The following is a 19,515-nucleotide window of genomic DNA, read 5'->3' on the forward strand; positions in this document are numbered from 1 at the left end:
ACTCGGTCGGGCGTTGCCGCCGTAGGAGGGTGCCGATGCGCAGCTGTCAGTTGGGTTCGGTGTGGCGGTCGTAGCGGGTGCGGGCTCGATTGTGGGCGGTTCGGAGGAGGTTTCGGATTGGGGCCTCGGTTCGGGGGCCGGGGTTGACGACGGCTAGCCAGGCGGCTGAGGCGTAGATCGGGTGGGGGATCAGGGTGTCGGTGGTGCTCGGGTCGAGGGAGCCCGGTTCGCGGGGAGTGTGGCCTGTCCACTCGATGAACTCGTCCCGCGATGTGTTGATGTTCAGGCGGAAGGTGTCGGGGCGGTCGAGACGGGAGGTGGTGTCGTCGGGGTAGTCCTTCGTGATGAGGGTGGCGAAGGGCTGGACTGCGGTGGGGGTGATGCCGTCGGGGGCGTAGTAGAAGAAGTAGTCGCCCCAGGCGATTTCGGGGGTGCCGTCGCCGGGGGCCGGGTGGAGGGTGAGGACGCCGCCGAGGGATTCGATGTATGTGGCCAGGTCTTCGATGGTCATGAGTTACAGCGTTACATTGAAGTGCTTGTGTGGACTTTTCCCTGGATATAGGGAGGTGGGGAGTTGCGAAGTCGCAACTCGGGGCGATTACGGACGGTGGATGTGGCGCGGCTTGCGGGGTGCTCGGTGCAGCAGGTTCGCAACCTGGAAAACGAGGGGGTGCTACCGCCGGCGATCCGCACGGACGCCGGTTACCGAATGTATGGCGAAGCCCATTTGTGGTCCGTGCGGGCGTACCGGAGTCTCGCGGCGGGCGCGGGGCCGGGGGCGGCCAAGCAGATCATGCGGGCCGCGCAGGCCGGAGCCGGCCCCGAGATGCTCGCGTTACTGGATGCGGTGCACGGGCGGCTCGACGGCGAGCGGCGGGAACTCGAAATCGTAAGGGCCGCAGCCAGGTTGATCGCCGAAGAACCCATCACGGATGCGCGGCCGTCGGACGAGATGGGCGTGACCGAGTTGGCGGAGGCACTGGGAGTGCGGGCCTCCACGCTGCGGCACTGGGACGCGATGGGGCTGGTTGTGCCCGGACGTGGGGACAACCGGGGTGTGCGCAGATACGCGCCGGCCGAGGTGCGGGATGCCCGGATCGTGCATCAGCTGCGGGCCGCGGGGTACCGGATTCCGCAGTTGCAGGAGTTGATGCCGCAGTTCCGGGGTGCGCGGCGGTGGGACGCGGTGATGGCCGGGCTGGCCGCGCGGGACAAGAGCATCGAGAACCGGTCCCGGGCCCTGTTCGAGGGCACGGCGGCACTCAGCACGGCCATTTCGGCGGCGGCCGGTGAAAAAAGATCGACTTCTCCTGAAGTACCGCCGGTTTCGGACTGACAGAAGACTGCGCTCGCCGCGCTACCGCTGCACAGTGCGCTGTTTCGCACGACCTATGATCCCGGATTCCCTGCGCAGCACGGATTTTCGTCGTATCAGTAATTGACTACGTGAGCCGCCGCCGCGATACGAACCTGCGAGCCCTCCGGCGATCAGAGCACATCCGGACCCGGCATATCAACGAAAAGTGTTGTCAGCGATCGAATTCGGCGCTTGCGACGCCCTTGGTGAAGGCCGACCATTCGGCGGGGCTGTAGTCGAGGGTGGTGCCGTGGGGGTTGGTGAGCGTCGCACCGCCCGCAGCGGAGATGGTGACGGACAGGTGGTCACCGATTCGGCCGGAGTTGCCGCTCAGCACGAGATCCAGGAAGGCGGACCAGAGTTCGGGTACGAGCGCGAGCGTCGGTTGATCGTCGGACGGGCCCATGTACTTGCTGTCTCGGATGAGTACACGATCAGCGCGGTGGGCGATCTCGACGCAGGTACCCTCCGAACCACTGAAGGTAGATCTGAAGAACTCGGCGCTCACAGCAGTCACCCTAACTCCGGCCGGTAAGCCGCTTGATCAGCTCGAGTGATCGCTTGCGGTCCAGGGCGATCGACTGGATCTGGTTGAAGAGGTAGTCGAGCGCGGTGACTCGCTTGGGATCCTCGACGACCTCGAAGTAAGCGGCGGATTCAGCCCAGCCCAACATAGGGACGCGGGCACTCTCGAAGTCCAAGAGATGGAACGTCGCGGAGTTGAGACTCGCGATGGCGCTGCCCGCTTCGTACGGAATGATGCGGATATCGAGGGTGTCCGGATTTCCCTCAGCCATCGAGATCAGGTGCTGTAGCTGCCTGCTGCGAATGCCTTCGTCGCCGACCTTGTACATCAGGGCCGCCTGCCCCATTACCACCGATAGTTCGAGAGGGTCGGGACCTTCGAGCCGTCGCTGCCGCCGCAGCCGAGCGCTGACACGTTGCTCGACCTCGGTCGGCCTATAGGTGGTTACTCGTGACTTCATGAGGACCCGCATGTAGTCCTCGGTCTGGAGAAGACCTGGTATGACGATGTTCTCGAAGCTGCGGATGTTCTGCGCACCGGCTTCCAAGCCGTAGAAGCGCATGAGCTGCTCGTTGAACAGGGCAGAAAACTCGGCAAATGGATGGCCGCCCTTGGCGACCTCGCGTAACTCGAGTAGTTCGTCCCGCTCGTCTGGATCGAACTCGAGCAGTTTGACCAGGATCGTTAGCTTCTCCTCGGTCAGCACGCCACGCCCCTTCACGAGCTTCGACCAGTACTGCGGGGTCACGTCGACCGCCCGGGCGAGGGTGTGTCCCTTCTCGCCGCGTTCCTCGGCACGAGAGCTGATGCGCAGCATCAGTTCCCAGCGAGCGATCGTCGGAGACACCGGCGCCATCTGACCTCGATCCTTCCCTGCAAAGGAGCTGACCCCACCGTAGCCGAAACGAGCACGAAGCCAGCTACAGATTCATTGTCAGGTTTACTAAACCAGCGTATTGTTCAGTGGACAGATGCGGCGAGGCGCCGCCAACTATCGAAACCCAAGATCTGCAAGCGCATTCAGCGAGGAGCTGGCGTAATGCTTTGGGACATTTGGTTTTTACTTCTGATTACTGCTACAGGAACCGCACTTCTGGCTGTCGCACGGTGGGGATTCAGCGACGCCCGCACCGCTGCACCGGGTCACACGGCGCTGGTTGCCGGCCGATTTGCCCGCGTGCCGCTACACAACCGCCACCGCGTGCATGGCAGGCATCGCGCGCGGTAAGGACGTGCCCTCTTCCCGTCAGACGACTCGGAGTCGATGATGACCAATCCCTATATCGCGCCCGCTGATCCACCCGTGTCCGACCGGGCGGCCTCTCTGCGCGACCACCCCGCGTGGCACGCCGAGCCCTCGCGCGGCACGGTGTTCTCCGATCGAGAGGTCGAAGCCCTCTTGCGCGCCCATAGTGAGGCGTGCGAGAAGGCCGGCTGCGCGCTGCGCCGACACCTCATGCGGTTGCGCGACGAGCGTGAACAGGAGGGGCAGCGACCATGATCAGGCTGCCCGATTGGGTGAAAGTAGGTGCGCCCGTGCGGTTCCGGATGACCGGAAGGGATGACGCGGACTGCATCATCACCGCGATCACATCGGCCGGGCGAGTCACTCTCTGCAATGGCGAGTGCTTCGACCCGACCCACCTGACGTCCGGAAGTCACGATGCCGCAAGATATTTCGAGAAGCTCAACCGCTTGTCGAGAGTGACGAAATCGGTGCGCAAAGCCTGACTCGAGGTGCCGGTGGCCGCACTGGACTCGAAGGCCGTCGCGGTACTTGCAGCCCACTCGCCGTGCGCCGCCCCGAGGCCGCGAGTCCGATCGGGAGAAGGTCGTCGACCATGGCTCCCCGCTACCGATGCGCGCTTCGTTCCGAGGTCATCACACGCCGATGTGGAGCGCACTGACAGCGCGCTCCACAGGATCATGGTGTGGGAGTTCAGTCGATCTTGACGCTGAGGCCGTAGTCGACGGTGCTGTGGCTGGGCGAGGACACCGTGAGCCGGTAGGAACCGTTGACCGGCAGGGTAACCGAGGTCCACTGGTGCTGGCAGGACAGGGTGCCGGTGGGGCCGGTGATGGTGACCGTCGCGTCCGACCAGTAGGGGGTGGCGTCGACCACCATGACCTGGCCGCCGTGGGCGTCGACCTGGTAGGTGTCGTGGCTGAAGCCGGTCAGGCGGCCGCTGACGTAGCCGTTGTCGGTGCCGTAGGCGAAGTAGATCTGGTGCACGTCGTCTGCGGAGGCGGGGCCTGCGCCGAGGATGGTGGCGGTCGAGGCGGCGGCGAGGACGGTGGCGGCGAGGAATTTCTTCTTCATGCTGCCGAGGGTGGGCGGCGGCACCAATCAGATTCCAACCGAACACTATTGGCGCATATCAGCGCCACCGCTCGACGGCCGGCGCTCTCGCGGTAGCGGACTCGCATGGGAGCGACGACACACCCACCTCGGGGTTGGAGGTCCTCACACCGACGTACTCGCGCCGTTGTTGGAACGTGGAATCCCCCTGCAACCGGGACGAACGGACGCAGCCGCAGCTCTACCTTCGGCATCCAGGTTCGGGCAGTGAAGCCCGCCACCTGCAGGAAGGACATCCAGATGACCACGAGCAACCGGATGCGCGTGCGCATCGCCGCCGCGATCATGGGCGCGGCCGTGATGGCCGGTACGCACAGCGTCAACGCCCAGGCCGCTACCCAACCCACGATCCAGGACCTCGTCGACGCCATCAACACCGGCGTGACCACCGCCGGCAAGGCACTCGCGGACACCGGCATCTCCAGTGCGCCGCACTCCACCATCCCGACCGGCAACGGTCCCGAAATGACCGACGCCGTCGCGGCGTTCACCTTCTCACTCGCCAACGAGAACATGGCCCCCGCCGGCGCCAACGACTGGAACTGCAAACCCACTGCGACACATCCCGAGCCGGTGGTGCTGCTGCACGGATCCTGGATGAACGCCTATGACGGCTTCGCCTACCTGTCGCCCAAGATCAAAGCGGCCGGATTCTGCGTGTACGCACTGAATTTCGGCCAGGAGGGTCTGCTGCAGCAGGGTGGTCTGGGCGCGCTGGTGCCGGGCGTCAATGGCATTGCGCCCATGGAGGAGTCGGCCAAGGAGGTCGCCACCTTCGTCGACAAGGTGCTCACGTCGACCGGCGCACACCAGGTCGACATCGTCGGGCACTCCCAGGGCGGCACCGTCGCAGACCAATACCTGAAGTTCGACGGCGGCGCCGGGAAGGTCGACCAGTTGATCACCTTCGGCGCCACCCACCACGGCACCACCCTCGACGGCATCGCCACCCTGGGCCGGCATCTGACGGACATGGGTTTCAACGCACTGGGATTCAGTCAGCTGCTGGTCGGTCAGGGCTTGATCGAGCAGGTCACCGGATCCAGCTTCTACTCGGCCCTCGACGCCACCGGCGACACCGTCCCCGGCGTGCACTACACCAGCGTCGCCACCACCCACGACGAGATCTCGACCCCGTACAACGCCACCTTCCTGACCGCCGGACCCGGCGCGACGGTGAACAACGTGACCCTGCAGGACAACTGCGGTATCGACCTGTCCGACCACCTGTCGATGATGTACTCCCCACGGGCCGCGTCCATCGCCCTGCACGCCCTGGACCCGGCCGGCCACCCGAACCTGGTCTGCACCTTCAATCCGTACGCACTCTGAGCGACCGTCCGGGTTCGCCGCGTGGGTGCGCGCCGAACCCGGGCCCGGTCCGGCAGCGCCCACCGGACGGTTGACAGTCGTTGCCCCGGACGGGTCAGGCCGCGCCGGACTCGAAGGCCGTCATGGTGCCGACGGTCGTATCCGGCTTTTCCCAGGGGGCCGGATCCGGGAAGTAGGTTTCCAGGAATTCCGAGACGGCGCGGACCCGTTCGGCCTCCGGGACCTCCGGGAAGCTGCCGTCATTGAGGCAGAAGAAATCTACGTTGCGGCGTTTGGCCAGGCCATCGAGCAGGGCCAGGCCCGTGTACATGGTGGTGTCCACATAGCGCATCTTGGCGGCCTCCTGCGGGACCGCGCGGCCCGTCAGCAGGGCGTAGTAGTGGTACAGGGAATTCGTCACCGAGATATCGGTGGCGGCGCGGAAGCGGCTGGCCCGGGTACGCGCGAAATCCTCGGCGAAGACCTGCTCCATTTCCAGGAGCACACTGCGGCGCAAGGGCACCGGCGTGTGCTCGAGGTGGCGGGTGATGACGTGGCCGAAACGCTGGGTCAGCAGGTCGCGGTTGACGCGGGCCGCGTTCTCGAAACCGCTGCGGCGTTCGTTGTTGGCGCCCGGGCCGATTCGGGTGCCCGCTTCGATATAGCGGCTGATGCCCGCGGGAGTGAAGAACATGGACGGGCGCACGGGGCGGGCGAAGAACATGTCGTCGTTGGAGTAGAGGAAGTGCTCCGACAAGCCCTCGATGTGCTGCAGTTGGCATTCGATCGCATGGGAATTGAACACCGGCAAGCCGCTGATGTCCGAGAAGTGGTCCACCGCACGGACAATGGTGACCTTCGGGTCGTCGGCCAGCCAGTCCGGAATCCGGGAATCGGTGGCGATGAAGATGCGGCGGATCCACGGCGCGTTCTTGTGCACCGAGCGCAGGGCGTAGCGCAGTTCGTCGATCTGGCGGATGCGGGCGTCCGCCTCGTCGCCCTCGCCGACCACCACCTGCGCCATCATTCCGGCACGGCGGGCGCGGAATTCGGGGTCGGTGCCATCCACCCACGAGAAGACCAGGTCGATGTCGAAGCCGACGTCGGTCGGGTTGGGGGTGAACATCCCCGCCAGGGTGGGCCAGCTGGCGTCGTAGAGCAGCACGGTGGCGGGTTCCACGTCGGCGACGTCGAAGACCATGCGGGTCAGGGCATTCGGGCGCGGGCACTCGACGGTGTCGCCGTGGTACTCCCACAGCTCGAGCTCCACGTGATGGGCCGGGTCCAGGTCGCGGCCGAGGCGGAAGACATTGTGCGGCTTCTCGTTGCAGGAGAAGCCCGCGACCATCGCAGCCCCCAGCACCCGTCTCAGGGCCGACCGGTGACCGCTGTCCACGGCCAGTACCAGCCGATGGTCGGCATCGCGCACCAGCACGAACGGCACGTCCGCGGCTGCCAGTTCGCCACGCAGGTAACGCAGATCGTCGATGACCGCATCCGATACCACCAGATTCGCCGCGGTCGCGCGCCCCACCATCTCCACCATTTCCGGCTGCTGCCCCGAACCCAGATCCGCCATCACCATCTCCGCTCTCTTTGCGCTGTTCACCTCATATCTGCAGCCCCGGACCGGCGCGACCGGACGCCGGGCGGACCCGGTACCGGCAGCGTCGTGAAACCTGTTGGGCAGTCAGAAGAACGGAGCGGACAGGGCGGTGCGAGGTGTATTCCACGGTCGTCGCTGATACGGCCGGAATCCCATTCGCACTCACCTCACTCGTTCACATAGCGCCTGCCGCGCCGGTTGGGAAAAGCTGCTGCGTTCGTCGACACCCGGATGGGCGGACGATATTCACCGGGCGGTCATCGGCCGGCTACTCGCATGACCTCGTTCAGTCGAGGGACTGTAACGAATGATGCAACCGTTATCGCTTCTCGTCAATCTGTTTCCCCGCAGGTCCGGCGGTGTTTTCACAGTCGTAACGGACGAACCTCGCGGAACCGGCACGCCGCGGGCCCCGATCGGACGCCAGCGGGCCAGCGCGGCAACGGCATACACTTGCGGCAGCACAGTCCAGCCCGCTGTGCGGAGCCGATGGTGAGGTGACGCGGATGGTAGCCGAAGCGCGGGAACGTCAGGAGCCCTCGACAGTGACGGAACCGGACGACACCGAGACGACAGCACATCCGACCGACCACCCCGAACTGGACGCCCTCCCCGAATGGCCGCAGGACACCATCGCGGTCCTCGTCACCACCGATCCCGCACCGCACGCCATCCCGGTCTCCTGGCCGGTGCGCGCGGGTGATCGCCGAATCCTGCTCAGCCTCAAGTTCGATCGCGGCTCGCTGGCGCGGCTGCGGGAACGTCCCGATATCGCGCTGCTGATTCTGGGCGGCGGCGATGTGGCGCTGTGTGCCCGCGGCACCGCCAAGGTGATCGCCGATCCCATGCCGGACGCGGACGACTATGTGGCGGTGGAATTGACCGTCGAGGTGATCGACGACCACCGGCAATCAGCATTCTCGGTCGCCACGGGAATTCAGCGCACCGTCCTCGACGACAGCGAACTACGCTATCTGGAGAAACGAGTCGCGACGCTCAAAGCGATGGCGGCCAACCGCAACTGAGTATCGAAGGAGTCCGTGTGTCTGTCAGCTTGGCCAAGGGCGGAAACGTTTCGCTGTCCAAACAGGCCCCCAACCTGACCAAGGTCGCGGTGGCGCTGGGCTGGGACGTGCGCACCACCACCGGCGCCGATTACGACCTGGACGCCAGCGCACTGGCCTGCGGATCCAACCAGCGCGTGCTCTCCGACGCGCACTTCATCTTCTACAACAACCTGCGCTCCCCCGAGGGCACCATCGAGCACACCGGCGACAACCTCACCGGCGCGGGCGACGGTGACGACGAGGTGATCAATGTCGACCTGGCCGCCATGCCGCCGACCATCACCAATATCTTCTTCCCGGTCTCCATCCACGAGGCCGACGTCCGCCGCCAGTCCTTCGGCCAGGTCCGCAACGCCTACATCCGCGTGATCGACGCTGTGACCAGTTCCGAACTGGCGCGCTTCGACCTCACCGAGGACGCCTCCACCGAAACCGCCATGGTCTTCGGCGAGCTCTACCGCCACGGCCCCGAGTGGAAATTCCGCGCCATCGGCCAGGGCTACGCCTCCGGCCTGGCCGGCATCGCCCGCGACTATGGCGTGAACGTTTGATCATCGCCTTCTCCGTGACCCCGCTCGGCGTCGGCGAGAACGTCGGCCGCGCCGTCGCCGAAGCGGTCCGGATCGTCCGCGCCAGCGGCCTCCCCAATGAGACCAATGCCATGTTCACCACCATCGAAGGTGAATGGGACGAGGTCATGGCCGTCGTCAAGCAAGCCACCGACGCCGTCATGGCAGTCGCCCCACGCTGCAGCCTCGTCCTCAAAGCCGACATCCGCCCGGGCGTCACCGACGCCATGAAGGCCAAGGTCGAAACCGTCGAACGGTACCTCGCCGAAGACTGAACCCGCGGCGGCCTGGCCGAGTCAGGTCTTCTGCAGCATCTCTGCGCGATGATGTTCCCCGCACCATTGTCGATCCCTATCCCCCGGATGCGCGCCGAACCACTCGAATCCGAATAGCGATCTTGGCGACAGCGTGTCGCCATGACTGCCATCTTGGGGACACGGTGTCGCCAAGATGGGAGGTTCGGGTGCCGAGGATCGACGCGCCTACTGTGGCGGAGCATCGGGCCAATCAGGAGCAGGTGCTGCTCGCGGCGGCTCGGGAGTTGTTGCTGAGCAAGGGGGTTGGGGCGGTGACGCCGGCGGCGGTGGGGGCGGCGGCGGGGCTGGCCAGGAGCAGTGTGTACAAGTACTTCCCGTCGGGGGAGGAGATTCTCGCGCGGATCGTGGTGGACTCGTTCGCCAGCTGGGGGCGGATCGTGGGCGAGGCCGTCGCGGCCGCCGAAGGGGCGGATGCGCGCGTCATCGCCTATGTGCGGGCCACGATGGAGTTGGCGGGGGCGGGGGCGCATCGGATCGCCGTCCTCGGCGGGGCTGGGCTCACGGATGCGAGTGCACGGGAGCGGATTTCACGTACACATCATGAAATGGCCGAACCGCTGCGGCAGGCGCTCGCCGAGCGGGGAGATCCGGAACCGGAGTTGACCGCGGAGCTGGTCGATGGGGCGTTGGGACAGGCCATCGATCGGATCGACGCCGGGGATGGTTTCGATCGGGTGCTGTCCACCACCGTGCGATTCATCGGTCGCGCGCTGAATCTCGAGGAGTAGTCATGTTTGTCGTCGTCAATGAGTTGTTCGTAGCGGACGCGGATCGGGAGGTGTTCGAACGGAACTTCGGGGCGAGCATGCGGGGGACGCTGTCGGCGGTGCCGGGACTGGTGGGGGCGCGGCTGATGCGCGCCCGGGAGGTCGGGCGCGGCTATGTGTCGATGCTCGAATTCGCCGATGAGGCCGCGTATATCGGGTATCTGGAGTCGGATGCGTTTCGGGCTGCACACGACTGGCCCGACCACGCGCCGATCGAGAGCAACGTATTGAGCACCTATTCGGTGATCACCGACGTAGTCGAGAACGTCCGGCCCTGAGCGGTCTGCGCGGTCAGGAGATGCGTTGGCGGAGCCAGGTGGGGATTTCGTCGCCGGCCCGGGGGTAGGTGGCGAGTTCGCGGCGGCATTCGTCGGGCTCGGGGATGGGGAGCCAGTCGGGGATTTCCTTGAAGGACAGGGTGAATTCGGCCTTGGTGGAGGCGGCCCGGAGGACGACCTGGCCGCTGAGCCAGGTGCCGGTCATCTGGTCGTAGCAGACTTCCTTGAGCCGGTTGAGGAGGGTGAGGATCTCCTCGGAGGGCTGGAACTCGTCGGTGTGATCGGCGTCGGGGTCGGTCAGCTCGAGCTGGATGCCGGCGTGGCCGTCGTCGCCGACCCGGGAGAACCACAGGACCGCGAGATTCCAGCCGACGGGGAGCGCGTCGGTGAGGGCGCTCACGAGCGCGCTCTCCACCATGTCGCGATCGGGTGAGCGGGGCGCGGCCGGCGGCGCGTCGGCGGGCGCGTCCTCGACGGCACGCACCGACAGACCGGGATGATGCTCCCGCATCACGTCCACCACCATCGGCACCGGCACCGGCAGCCGCTCGGCCACGATGAACAGCCGGCGGTCCGGATTGCGGCGCGTCGTCACATCGCCGAGTGCCTGTACGCGGTCACGGAATTCGGCCGGATCGCGCAGCACCACCTCGGCGAACATCTCCGCGCGACCGCCCTTGCGCAGCCGCCCGATGCCCAGCCGCACCCGCTCCACCTCCGCCCACGCCACATGCGGAAATCCGCGATAGGTGAAGCCCTGGTCGGTGACCAGCAGCGTCGGCTGCGGGCGAAGCAGATCCTCGAGCATGGCGTACACCCCGAAACCGAACAACGCCATGGCCAATCCGCCGAGCACCCGCATGACCAGCTGCTGATTGCCGTCGAACACCACGAAACCGGGTAGCGCGGTCATCAATAGGAAGAAGACCAGCGCGATGATCGCACCCGTTCGTGACGGGTAGTACTCGGTAATCGATTCGCGCCCCGAAGCATGCACCCCTCTGACGCTAGCCGAAACGAGCCGAAGGCAACACCGCCGTTATCGCCCGGCATCGCGACCGCGACGCCCGATCCGTCCGCGACGCCGGATCCCGTTCAGCCGCGCGGCCAGTACCGATGCCAGTCCGCGGCGGCCAGCGCGCGCCGCTCACCCCGATCGATTTCCGCGGCATCCTCGGCGGCGCGGATGGCTTCGGCGAACGCGAGAGTGGCCTTGCGCAACCGCTCTTCGGCACTGTCCGGCCCGCCGAGCTCCACGACACGCAGAGCGCCGGGAATCAGCTCCTCGGGTAAACCCGCCTTGATACCTCGCGAGCGAACCTTCTCCGCCAGCGCCAGCGCGGGCTGCGCCATGGCAATGCCGTCCAGGCAGGAGCGCCGCGCCTTCTCGGCGGATTTGCGCTCCTCCCAAGCCTTTTCCTGCGCCGCGATCTTGTCGGCGACCGCCGCGGCCGGATCGATGCCGTATTCGCCGGGACCGTGCTCACCGATCAGATGCGGACTGCGGTGCACCAGCTTGGACACCAGCGCCGCGGCCACGTCGGCGACGGTGAATTCCCCTGCGGCCTCGGCGATCCGGGAGTGGAACAGCACCTGCAGCAGCAGATCCCCCAGCTCCTCCTTGATGGTCTCCGCGTCTTCGGCCTGAATGGCGTCCAGGAGTTCGTACGTCTCCTCCAGCAGGTACGGCCGCAGCGAATCATGCGTCTGCGTCACCTCCCACCCGCCGAAGTTCCACAGCCGGTCCATCACCTCGACCGCCTCGCCCAGCGCCGCGATCATGCGCGCGGCATCCGCCGCGGATTCGGCCGCCATCGCCTCGCGCCCCGCCTCGCCACGCCCGAAACCGCCACCCGCGCTGGGCTGTTCCGAGGCCCGCCGGACCGACTCGCCCCGCCGGACCGACTCCGCTCCCGCGCCGTTCCCGGTACTCATCACGCCACCGCAGCCGCGGGCAGGACGCCCGACGCCGTCGGCACGACGGCCCGCCCTACGAACGCCCGTTGCGGGCTTGCGTTGGTCGGACAACTCATCGGGGAGCCAGCACCTCCGCTGCGACCTTGACATCCACTGCGCCCGGGGCCTTTCCGTCCAGGGCGAGCAGCAGGTCCGCGACGAACTGGAGCACCTGCACGTCGCGGACGCGGGCCGCACCGACGCTGTCCTCGACGCGCGGCAACGGCAGCTGGACGATGCCGGTCGCCGGGCGGTAGGTGGCGCTGGGGTACAGCCGCTTCAGCCGCAGCTGCTTGGAATCCGGGAGCTGCAGCGGCGACACCTTCAGAGTGGTTCCGGTGACACCGATCTCGGCGATGGCGTACTCGCGGGCCAGCAGGCGCAGCTTGGCGACCGAGACCAGGCGGCCGACCTCCACGGGGAGCGGGCCGTAGCGGTCCACCAGTTCCTCGACCACGGCCGAGAGCGCCGAATCGTCCTGGGCGGCGGCGAGTTTGCGGTATGCCTCGAGGCGCAGGCGGTCGGAGGCGATGTAGTCGGGCGGGATGTGGGCGTCCACCGGCAGGTCGATGCGGACCTCCTTGACCTCCTCGTCCACCGAGATCGGGCGGCCGTCGGCGGCGGCCCGGTAGGCCTCCACCGCCTCGCCGACCAGGCGCACGTACAGGTCGAAGCCGACACCCGCGACATGGCCGGACTGCTCGGCGCCCAGCACATTGCCCGCGCCGCGAATCTCGAGGTCCTTCATGGCCACCGCCATGCCCGCGCCCAGATCCGAGTTCTGCGAGATGGTCGCGAGCCGGTCGTAAGCGGTCTCGGTGAGCGGCTTCTCCGGCGGGTACAGGAAGTAGGCATAGCCGCGTTCCCGCGAGCGGCCGACCCGCCCGCGCAGCTGGTGCAGCTGCGAAAGGCCCAGGGCGTCGGCGCGTTCCACGATCAGGGTATTGGCATTGGAGATGTCCAGACCGGTCTCGATGATGGTGGTGCACACCAGCACATCGAATTCCCGCTCCCAGAAGCCCTGCACGGTCTTCTCGAGCATGTCCTCGTTCATCTGCCCGTGCGCGACCGCCACTCGCGCCTCCGGCACCAGGTCGCGAATCCGCTTGGCCGCCTTGTCGATCGACGACACCCGGTTGTGCACGTAGAACACCTGGCCGTCGCGCAGCAGCTCACGGCGGATGGCCGCGGCCACCTGCTTGTCGTTGTAGGCACCCACATAGGTGAGCACCGGATGCCGCTCCTCCGGCGGGGTGAGGATGGTCGACATCTCGCGAATGCCGGCGAGGGACATCTCCAGCGTGCGCGGAATCGGCGTGGCGGACATGGTCAGGACGTCCACGTGGGTGCGCAGCGCCTTGATGTGCTCCTTGTGCTCGACGCCGAACCGCTGCTCCTCGTCGATGACGACCAGGCCCAGGTCCTTCCAGCGCACCCCGGTCTGCAGCAGACGATGGGTGCCCACCACGATGTCGACATCCTTGGTGGTCATGCCCTCCAGGATTTCCCGCGATTCGGTCGCATCGGTGAAGCGGGACAGGCCCTTCACCACCACCGGGAAACCGGCCATCCGCTCGGTGAAGGTCTGCAGATGCTGTTGCGCCAGCAGCGTGGTCGGCACCAGCACGGCCACCTGCTTACCGTCCTGCACCGCCTTGAAGGCCGCGCGCACCGCGATCTCGGTCTTGCCGTAGCCGACGTCACCACAGATGACGCGGTCCATCGGGACCGCCTTCTCCATATCGGTCTTCACCTCGGCGATGGCCGAGAGCTGATCGACGGTCTCGGTGAACGCGAAGGCGTCCTCCATCTCCTGCTGCCATGGCGTGTCCGCGCCGAAGGCGTGGCCGGGCGCGGCCTGCCGGGCGGCATAGAGCTGCACCAGCTCGGTGGCGATCTCGCGAACCGCCTTGCGCGCCTTGCGCTTCGTATTGGCCCAGTCGGAACCGCCCAGTTTGGACAGCGACGGCATCTCGCCGCCGACATAGCGCGACAGCTGATCCAGCGAGTCCATCGGCACGAACAACCGGTCCCCCGGCTGGCCGCGCTTGCTGGGCGCGTACTCGATGACCAGGTACTCGCGGCGCGCGCCGCCGACGGTCCGCTCGATCATCTCCACGAAGCGGCCGATGCCGTGCTGGTCGTGCACCACCATGTCGCCGGCGGTCAGCGCCAGCGGATCGACCTGGTTGCGCCGCCGTGCGGGCAGCTTCTTGCCCTCGCCGGGCGCGGTGACCCGGTTGCCGGTGAGGTCGGACTCCGCGATCACCACAAGCTTGGCGGCGTCGAACACGACGCCGTCGTGCAGCGACCCGCACAGCACGCCGACCAGTCCGCGCACCGGCTCGGCACCGGCCTCCAGCGCCGCCGCGGGCACCTCGGCATCGGCGAGCCGTTCCAGAATGCGTTGCGCCGTACCATGTCCGGCCACCACGATGACCGCGCGGCCACCGGTCGCGACATGCGCGCGCAGCGAGGCGAAGATGGTGGCGACCAGCTCCTCCGAACCGCGCGCCGAGGCGGCGGCCAGCACCGGCAGCGCGATCTCCTTCGGATCGTCGGCGGCCAGCGGGCTCAGCGTCCACCAGGGCAGGCCGCGCCGCTCGGCATCGGCGTGCACCACGTCCAGCCCCCGGTAACTCGAGGCGGCCAGATCCAGCCCGTGCGCGCCCAGCGGGGCGGCCCCGCCGAAGGAGGCCGCCGTCCACGACGCCTCCAGGAATTCCTGCCCGGTGCGCACCAGGTCGGCGGCGCGGGTACGGACCTTCTCCGGATCGCACAGCAGCACATGGGTTTCCGCGGGCAGCGCGTCCACCAGCAGTTGCAGCTCACCGGGCTGCAGCACCGGCAGCAGCGCCTCCATGCCCTCCACCGGGACACCCTGGGAGATCTTCTCCAGCATCTCCACCAGCGCGGCATCGGCCGGATTCTCGGCGGCCACATGGGCGGCACGTTCCCGCAGGGCGTCGGTGAGCAGCAGTTCCCGGCACGGCGGCGCGACCACCAGGTCGATCGGCACCTCGTGGATCGAGCGCTGGTCCTGCACCGAGAAGGCGCGCACCTCGGAGACCTCGTCGCCCCAGAACTCCACGCGCACCGGATGATCCGCGGTCGGCGGGAAGACGTCCAGAATGCCGCCGCGCACCGCGAACTCGCCGCGCTTGCCGACCATGTCGACCCGCTCGTAGGCGAATTCCACCAGCCGCGTGAGCAATTGGTCGAAGTCGAACTCGGCGCCGCGGCGCAGTACGATGGGTTCGATCTCCCCCAGCCCCGCCGCCATCGGCTGCATGAGCGAGCGCACCGTGGTGACAACCACCCGCAGCGGACCCGCGAACCCCGGGTCCTCCGGATGCGCCAGCCGGCGCAGCAACTGCAGCCGCCGGCCCACGGTGTCCGCGCCCGGCGAGAGCCGCTCGTGCGGCAGCGTCTCCCAGGACGGGAACAGTGCGACCGTGTCGCCCAGCATCTCCGTCAGCTCGACGGCCAGATCGTCGGCCTCCCGCCCGGTGGCCGTCACCACCAGCAGCGGGCGGTGCCCGGCAATGGTCGACGCCACGAACGGCCGCACCGCCGACGGCGCGACCAGCATCGCCGACTCCCGGCCGATCAGACTCGCGACCTGCTCCAGCGCGGCATCGGCACCGGCCACCGCAGCCAGTCCCGCCAGAGGTGGACGTTGGGTGGTCATGGGGCAGACTCCTCGGCGCGGATCAGCGTTTCAGACAGCCAACTGAGTCTAGTCACCCGCTGTGACAGCTTCAGCACGCAGACGCTTCTTGGCCCCCGGGCGCCCCGGCCGTGCTTGGATGGCGGAATGTCCTATGCGAGCGATCCGCGAGTGGACGCCTACATCGACACCCTGCCCGGCTGGCAACAGGCCATCTGCGGCCAGGTCCGCGACCTCGTGCACGCGGCCGACCCGGCGGTCGAGGAGACCATCAAACGCACGGTCCGGCCCTACTTCGTGCTCGACGGCAATATCTGCGCGCTGCTCGCCACCAAGAAGGCCGTCGACATCTTCCTCTACGACGGGGCCATCGCGCCCGATCCCGAGGGCATCATCACCGGTGGTCACGACAACAAGACCGCCCGCATGATCGCCGTGGCGGAGGGCGAAACCCTCAATGCTCCAGCCCTTCTCACCATGTTCCGGCAGATCATCGCCAACAACCGCGCAGGCGGCCGGCGAAAACTCGAGGGCGAGTAGCCCGTCCCGGGCTCTGCCGCCGATTTCGCCGACCTACCGGCGTCGGGGCCCTGTGATAACAATGGTCCCCGCGGGGAGGAGGTCCGGGGCTCGACCCGCTGTGACCAGAACGCCCGGATCCAGGGGACTGCATGACCACACCACCACCCGCGCCACCCTCCGGCGGGCAACCGGATCACCACAGCAATCCACCGCAGCCGGACGGCCAGTGGGCAGCCACCCAGCAGTGGCACGGGCAACCGGCTCAGACGCAGTTTCCGCCGCAGGGCCGGTTCCCGTCGCAGCAGCAATTCGGGCAACCTCAGCAGCAGTTCGAACAGCCCCAGCACTTCGCCCCGGGACCGGGTCATGATGTTCCGCAGCACGGGTTCCCGCCGCCGGGGTTCGGTTCGCCGCAGAGCCAGTTCAGCTCCCCTCAGGGCCAGTTCGGTATGCCGCAAGGACAATTCGCGCAGCAGCAGCCCTTCGGCGCACCGGGTCAGTTCGGCGCACAACCGCCGGTGGTCACACAACCGGTGGGGCGCAACAAGAATCGGATGATCCTGGTGGCGCTGGCCGGGGTCGCGGTGGTGGTCGCGGGTGCGGTGATCGCTGTGGTGGCGACGCGGCCGGATGATGCGGGCGGCACACAGGCCCAGTCCGCGGAGACATCGAGCGCGGCCGCCACTACCAAAACCGGGGCCGGCACGAGCGATCCGGCCGCGATGGTGCTGGCGGTCGACGACCTGCCGGTCGGGTGGACCGAGGACACCAAGAAGGAGCAGCAGACCAACGACGGCACCGATGAGGCCCGGGTCTCGGGTGAGACTCCGGACTGCACCGCGAAGCTGAAGAAGGAGGCCGCCCCGCCCGCGACCAAACCGGCGGCGAAGGCCACCTCAGCGTTCGCCCAGAAGGGCGGCTACGGCGGCGCCTCGGTGGCGACGACGGTCGCGTTCCGCACCCCCACCGAGATCCAGAGCGAATTCGACGAGGAGAAGGACGCCTCCGACAATTGCCCGACGGTGATCTACGACGGCATGCAGATCGTGTACACGAAGATCTCGAACATTCCGGCGGTGGGCGACGAGATCATCGGCTACCAGATGGACGCCACGGCGGCCGGCGGTGGCCAGGCCCGCGGCCTGCACTATGTCTGCCGGTCGGGCGGCAAGATCTGGTACTTCGACTACAACGCCAACGTCAACGACTACCACGCCGACGAGGCCAACCGCCTGTTCACCAAGGCGCTCACCAAGTGGCAGGCGGGGCTCAAGTAGCCGATTCGCGAAACCCGCTGCGCCACAGCACTGCTCGCTACGTGCTCACCGGCACCGCACGGTGCTCACATCACTGCACCGTGCACAGTCTCACTGCACGTAGCGGCGCAGGCGCCGAGCCGCGAATTCGCGGAAGTAGGCGACCTTCTCCTCGGGCACGATGCTCGGCAGCAGGAAGTAACAGGCCCGCTCCATGCGGGTCGCCATCTGATCGATGGACTCGGTGCTGACCGCGACGATATGGACGCCGGTGGTCATCTCCTGCAGCAGCATGCCGATGGTGTCGGGATCCAGGTCGGGTTTGAGATCCCCCTGGGTGATCGCGCGTTCGGCGAGCAAACGGTGCGTCTCACCCCAGGTCTTGGCGATATTGTCGCCGGTCGCGCCGCGGTAGTCGCCGATCTGGTGGGTCAGTTTGAGCATCGCGCCCACCATCGGGTCGTTCATGGTGAGGTCGGCGACCACATAGGTGATCCCGATGCACGCCTCCAGCGCCGGCACCCGCGGATCGAAGAATCCCTGGCATGCGCTGACCAGTCGCTCGTTGCCCTGATCGACGACCGCGCGCGCCAGTTCTTCCTTGGATCCGAAGTGAAAGTACAACGCGCCCTTGGTCACATTCGACTGCGCGATGATCTCGGACAGGGACGCGTTCGCGTAGCCCAGTCGCAGAAAGACATCGGCCGCGCCCGCGAGCACGGAATCGCGAGTGATCTCCGCACGCGCCTGCCTAGCCATCAGAGCCGCCTGTCATCAAACCAGCCATCCTGAAGTAGACCGATATCCCGAAGTTGACCGACATCACAGTTCGAACAGCACTCGAAGGATGGGTGAACCGTACCACCCGGCTGCGTGCTGCCAGTCGATTCGAGCATTCGACCCGTCCTCCTTCGCAATTCGCTGGTTAACTGTCCAGTTCTGCCCCGCTAGGACAGACATATCAGACCTGAATTCAAACCGCCGGGTTCTATAACCCCTTGCCGCTCGGCCATTCCGACGCCAGCTGGGGTTCCGCCTCCAAATGAGTGAGGCCGTTCCAGCACAGGTTCACCAGGTGCGCGGCCACCACTTCCTTGGATGGCTGGCGCTCGTCCAGCCACCAGGTCGCCGCCGTCGCAACCATTCCCACCAGCGCCTGCCCGTACAGTGTCGCCAGCGTCGGGTCCAGCCCGCGGCGCTCGAAATCCCCGGCCAGAATGTGCGCCACCTGATTCACGGCCTCGTTCAGCAGACTCGAGTAGGTGCCCTCCGCGGCCGACACCGGCTGATCCCGCATGAGGATCCGGAAGCCGTCGGTGCGCTCCTCCATATAGGTGAGCAACGCCAGCGCCACCTGCTCCAGCCGCACCCGCGAACGGTTCTGGGTGAGCGAGGAGGTGATCATCTCCAGCAGCGTCGACATCTCCCGGTCGACCACCACGGCGTAGAGCCCCTCCTTGCCGCCGAAGTGCTCGTACACCACCGGTTTCGACACCTGGGCCCGCGCCGCGATCTCCTCGATCGAGGTGGCGTCGTACCCCCGCTCGGCGAACAGCGCCCGGCCGATCTCGATGAGCTGCTGGCGGCGCTGGGTGCCGGTCATGCGCGGCCGCGCCGGCTTGGAGCCCTCGCCCGTCGTCATCGCCACCTGCCCTTTCACCCTGCCCCCGAGCACCTTTGCAGGGGGTGCGGGGCCATGGGCCGCCGCGCATTCGTACGTAGCCTATCGACAGACACGTTCGAATCTATGTAAGCGGTTCGACGTAGAGGCGTACTTCATGCGAGGATCAGACCCGCATGAAGCGCCAATCCGCCGTGGTGTAATGGCAGCACAACTGATTTTGGTTCAGTTTGTCCAGGTTCGAGTCCTGGCGGCGGAGCTCACGAGCAGGGTCGATATGGTGGGCCCCGCGCAAAATCGCTGACCACGCTGTGGGTGCTGACCCACTGTGGC

At 67.0% G+C, this 19,515-nt stretch carries 21 protein-coding genes and 1 tRNA gene; 12 read left to right on the forward strand and 10 right to left on the reverse strand.

All coding sequences use genetic code 11. The features are described 5' to 3' along the window. Window positions 1–46 precede the first annotated feature (46 nt). Window positions 47–511 (reverse strand): DUF6194 family protein, encoded by a 465-nt coding sequence (locus ACFXIV_RS09500; RefSeq protein ID WP_379397602.1) that lies wholly within the window; start codon window positions 509–511, stop codon window positions 47–49. Between the two features lie 102 nt (window positions 512–613). Here ACFXIV_RS09500 and ACFXIV_RS09505 point away from each other — a divergent pair, with 102 nt between their 5' ends. After that, entirely contained in the window at window positions 614–1,336 is a 723-nt protein-coding gene (locus ACFXIV_RS09505; protein WP_379421244.1) for a MerR family transcriptional regulator, read from the forward strand. A 193-nt stretch (window positions 1,337–1,529) separates the two neighbouring features. Here the strand turns inward: ACFXIV_RS09505 and ACFXIV_RS09510 are convergent, their stop codons facing one another. Continuing rightward, window positions 1,530–1,865 carry a DUF397 domain-containing protein gene (locus tag ACFXIV_RS09510; protein ID WP_379397600.1) on the reverse strand — a complete coding sequence of 112 codons (336 nt, stop codon included), beginning with the start codon at window positions 1,863–1,865 and terminating at the stop codon, window positions 1,530–1,532. 10 nt (window positions 1,866–1,875) lie between these two features. After that, complete coding sequence (locus tag ACFXIV_RS09515) at window positions 1,876–2,739, reverse strand: helix-turn-helix domain-containing protein (protein WP_379397598.1); 864 nt, start codon at window positions 2,737–2,739, stop codon at window positions 1,876–1,878. 411 nt (window positions 2,740–3,150) lie between these two features. On the opposite strand from ACFXIV_RS09515, the gene ACFXIV_RS09520 reads away from it, so the two are divergent. Then, entirely contained in the window at window positions 3,151–3,384 is a 234-nt protein-coding gene (locus tag ACFXIV_RS09520) for a hypothetical protein (RefSeq protein WP_379397596.1), read from the forward strand. Continuing rightward, a complete protein-coding gene (locus ACFXIV_RS09525; RefSeq protein ID WP_379397594.1) occupies window positions 3,381–3,614 on the forward strand; it encodes a hypothetical protein in 234 nt (77 codons plus the stop codon). The genes ACFXIV_RS09520 and ACFXIV_RS09525 overlap by 4 nt, the downstream gene beginning before the upstream one ends. Window positions 3,615–3,822: 208 nt before the next feature. Here the strand turns inward: ACFXIV_RS09525 and ACFXIV_RS09530 are convergent, their stop codons facing one another. Further along, a complete protein-coding gene (locus tag ACFXIV_RS09530; RefSeq protein WP_379397593.1) occupies window positions 3,823–4,203 on the reverse strand; it encodes a hypothetical protein in 381 nt (126 codons plus the stop codon). Window positions 4,204–4,482: 279 nt separating this feature from the next. Between ACFXIV_RS09530 and ACFXIV_RS09535 the strand changes: the two genes are divergently transcribed. After that, window positions 4,483–5,574: an esterase/lipase family protein gene (locus ACFXIV_RS09535; protein WP_379397591.1), complete on the forward strand. Its 1,092-nt coding sequence runs from the start codon at window positions 4,483–4,485 to the stop codon at window positions 5,572–5,574. A gap of 94 nt (window positions 5,575–5,668) precedes the next feature. On the opposite strand, the gene ACFXIV_RS09540 is transcribed toward ACFXIV_RS09535, so the two are convergent. After that, the gene (locus ACFXIV_RS09540) at window positions 5,669–7,099 is read right to left on the reverse strand and encodes a stealth family protein (protein ID WP_379397746.1); all 1,431 of its coding nucleotides are present in this window, start codon (window positions 7,097–7,099) and stop codon (window positions 5,669–5,671) included. Window positions 7,100–7,665: 566 nt separating this feature from the next. On the opposite strand from ACFXIV_RS09540, the gene ACFXIV_RS09545 reads away from it, so the two are divergent. From ACFXIV_RS09545 to ACFXIV_RS09565, 5 genes are all read left to right on the forward strand, one after another. Next, a complete protein-coding gene (locus ACFXIV_RS09545; RefSeq protein ID WP_379421235.1) occupies window positions 7,666–8,184 on the forward strand; it encodes a hypothetical protein in 519 nt (172 codons plus the stop codon). 17 nt (window positions 8,185–8,201) lie between these two features. Beyond that, window positions 8,202–8,777, forward strand: a complete 576-nt coding sequence (locus ACFXIV_RS09550; RefSeq protein ID WP_354833161.1) for a TerD family protein — start codon at window positions 8,202–8,204, stop codon at window positions 8,775–8,777. Further along, the gene (locus tag ACFXIV_RS09555; RefSeq protein ID WP_364623083.1) at window positions 8,774–9,070 is read left to right on the forward strand and encodes an MTH1187 family thiamine-binding protein; all 297 of its coding nucleotides are present in this window, start codon (window positions 8,774–8,776) and stop codon (window positions 9,068–9,070) included. The genes ACFXIV_RS09550 and ACFXIV_RS09555 overlap by 4 nt, the downstream gene beginning before the upstream one ends. A gap of 188 nt (window positions 9,071–9,258) precedes the next feature. Then, window positions 9,259–9,840, forward strand: a complete 582-nt coding sequence (locus ACFXIV_RS09560) for a TetR/AcrR family transcriptional regulator (protein WP_379397587.1) — start codon at window positions 9,259–9,261, stop codon at window positions 9,838–9,840. A gap of 2 nt (window positions 9,841–9,842) precedes the next feature. Continuing rightward, window positions 9,843–10,157 (forward strand): antibiotic biosynthesis monooxygenase family protein, encoded by a 315-nt coding sequence (locus ACFXIV_RS09565; protein ID WP_379397585.1) that lies wholly within the window; start codon window positions 9,843–9,845, stop codon window positions 10,155–10,157. Between the two features lie 13 nt (window positions 10,158–10,170). Here ACFXIV_RS09565 and ACFXIV_RS09570 read toward each other — a convergent pair whose 3' ends face one another. The 3 genes from ACFXIV_RS09570 to mfd form a co-directional block, all read right to left on the reverse strand. After that, complete coding sequence (locus ACFXIV_RS09570) at window positions 10,171–11,154, reverse strand: hypothetical protein (protein WP_379397584.1); 984 nt, start codon at window positions 11,152–11,154, stop codon at window positions 10,171–10,173. A gap of 98 nt (window positions 11,155–11,252) precedes the next feature. Beyond that, window positions 11,253–11,972 carry a MazG family protein gene (locus ACFXIV_RS09575; RefSeq protein WP_379397744.1) on the reverse strand — a complete coding sequence of 240 codons (720 nt, stop codon included), beginning with the start codon at window positions 11,970–11,972 and terminating at the stop codon, window positions 11,253–11,255. Window positions 11,973–12,186: 214 nt separating this feature from the next. Further along, entirely contained in the window at window positions 12,187–15,804 is a 3,618-nt protein-coding gene (gene mfd / locus ACFXIV_RS09580) for a transcription-repair coupling factor (protein ID WP_379397582.1), read from the reverse strand. 126 nt (window positions 15,805–15,930) lie between these two features. Here mfd and ACFXIV_RS09585 point away from each other — a divergent pair, with 126 nt between their 5' ends. Together ACFXIV_RS09585 and ACFXIV_RS09590 are read left to right on the forward strand one after the other, a co-directional pair. Continuing rightward, a complete protein-coding gene (locus ACFXIV_RS09585; RefSeq protein WP_379397580.1) occupies window positions 15,931–16,323 on the forward strand; it encodes a DUF1801 domain-containing protein in 393 nt (130 codons plus the stop codon). 131 nt (window positions 16,324–16,454) lie between these two features. Continuing rightward, window positions 16,455–17,582, forward strand: coding sequence for a hypothetical protein (locus tag ACFXIV_RS09590; RefSeq protein ID WP_379397578.1), 1,128 nt, complete (start codon window positions 16,455–16,457; stop codon window positions 17,580–17,582). A gap of 90 nt (window positions 17,583–17,672) precedes the next feature. Here the strand turns inward: ACFXIV_RS09590 and ACFXIV_RS09595 are convergent, their stop codons facing one another. Both ACFXIV_RS09595 and ACFXIV_RS09600 read right to left on the reverse strand, forming a co-directional pair. Continuing rightward, window positions 17,673–18,320 (reverse strand): TetR family transcriptional regulator, encoded by a 648-nt coding sequence (locus ACFXIV_RS09595; RefSeq protein WP_379421236.1) that lies wholly within the window; start codon window positions 18,318–18,320, stop codon window positions 17,673–17,675. 229 nt (window positions 18,321–18,549) lie between these two features. Then, window positions 18,550–19,164 (reverse strand): TetR/AcrR family transcriptional regulator, encoded by a 615-nt coding sequence (locus ACFXIV_RS09600; protein WP_354836545.1) that lies wholly within the window; start codon window positions 19,162–19,164, stop codon window positions 18,550–18,552. A gap of 206 nt (window positions 19,165–19,370) precedes the next feature. Here ACFXIV_RS09600 and ACFXIV_RS09605 point away from each other — a divergent pair. Then, window positions 19,371–19,441, forward strand: a tRNA-Gln gene (locus ACFXIV_RS09605). Window positions 19,442–19,515: the final 74 nt, after the last annotated feature.

The organism is Nocardia sp. NPDC059236 (assembly GCF_042754085.1).
GTDB lineage: Bacteria > Actinomycetota > Actinomycetes > Mycobacteriales > Mycobacteriaceae > Nocardia.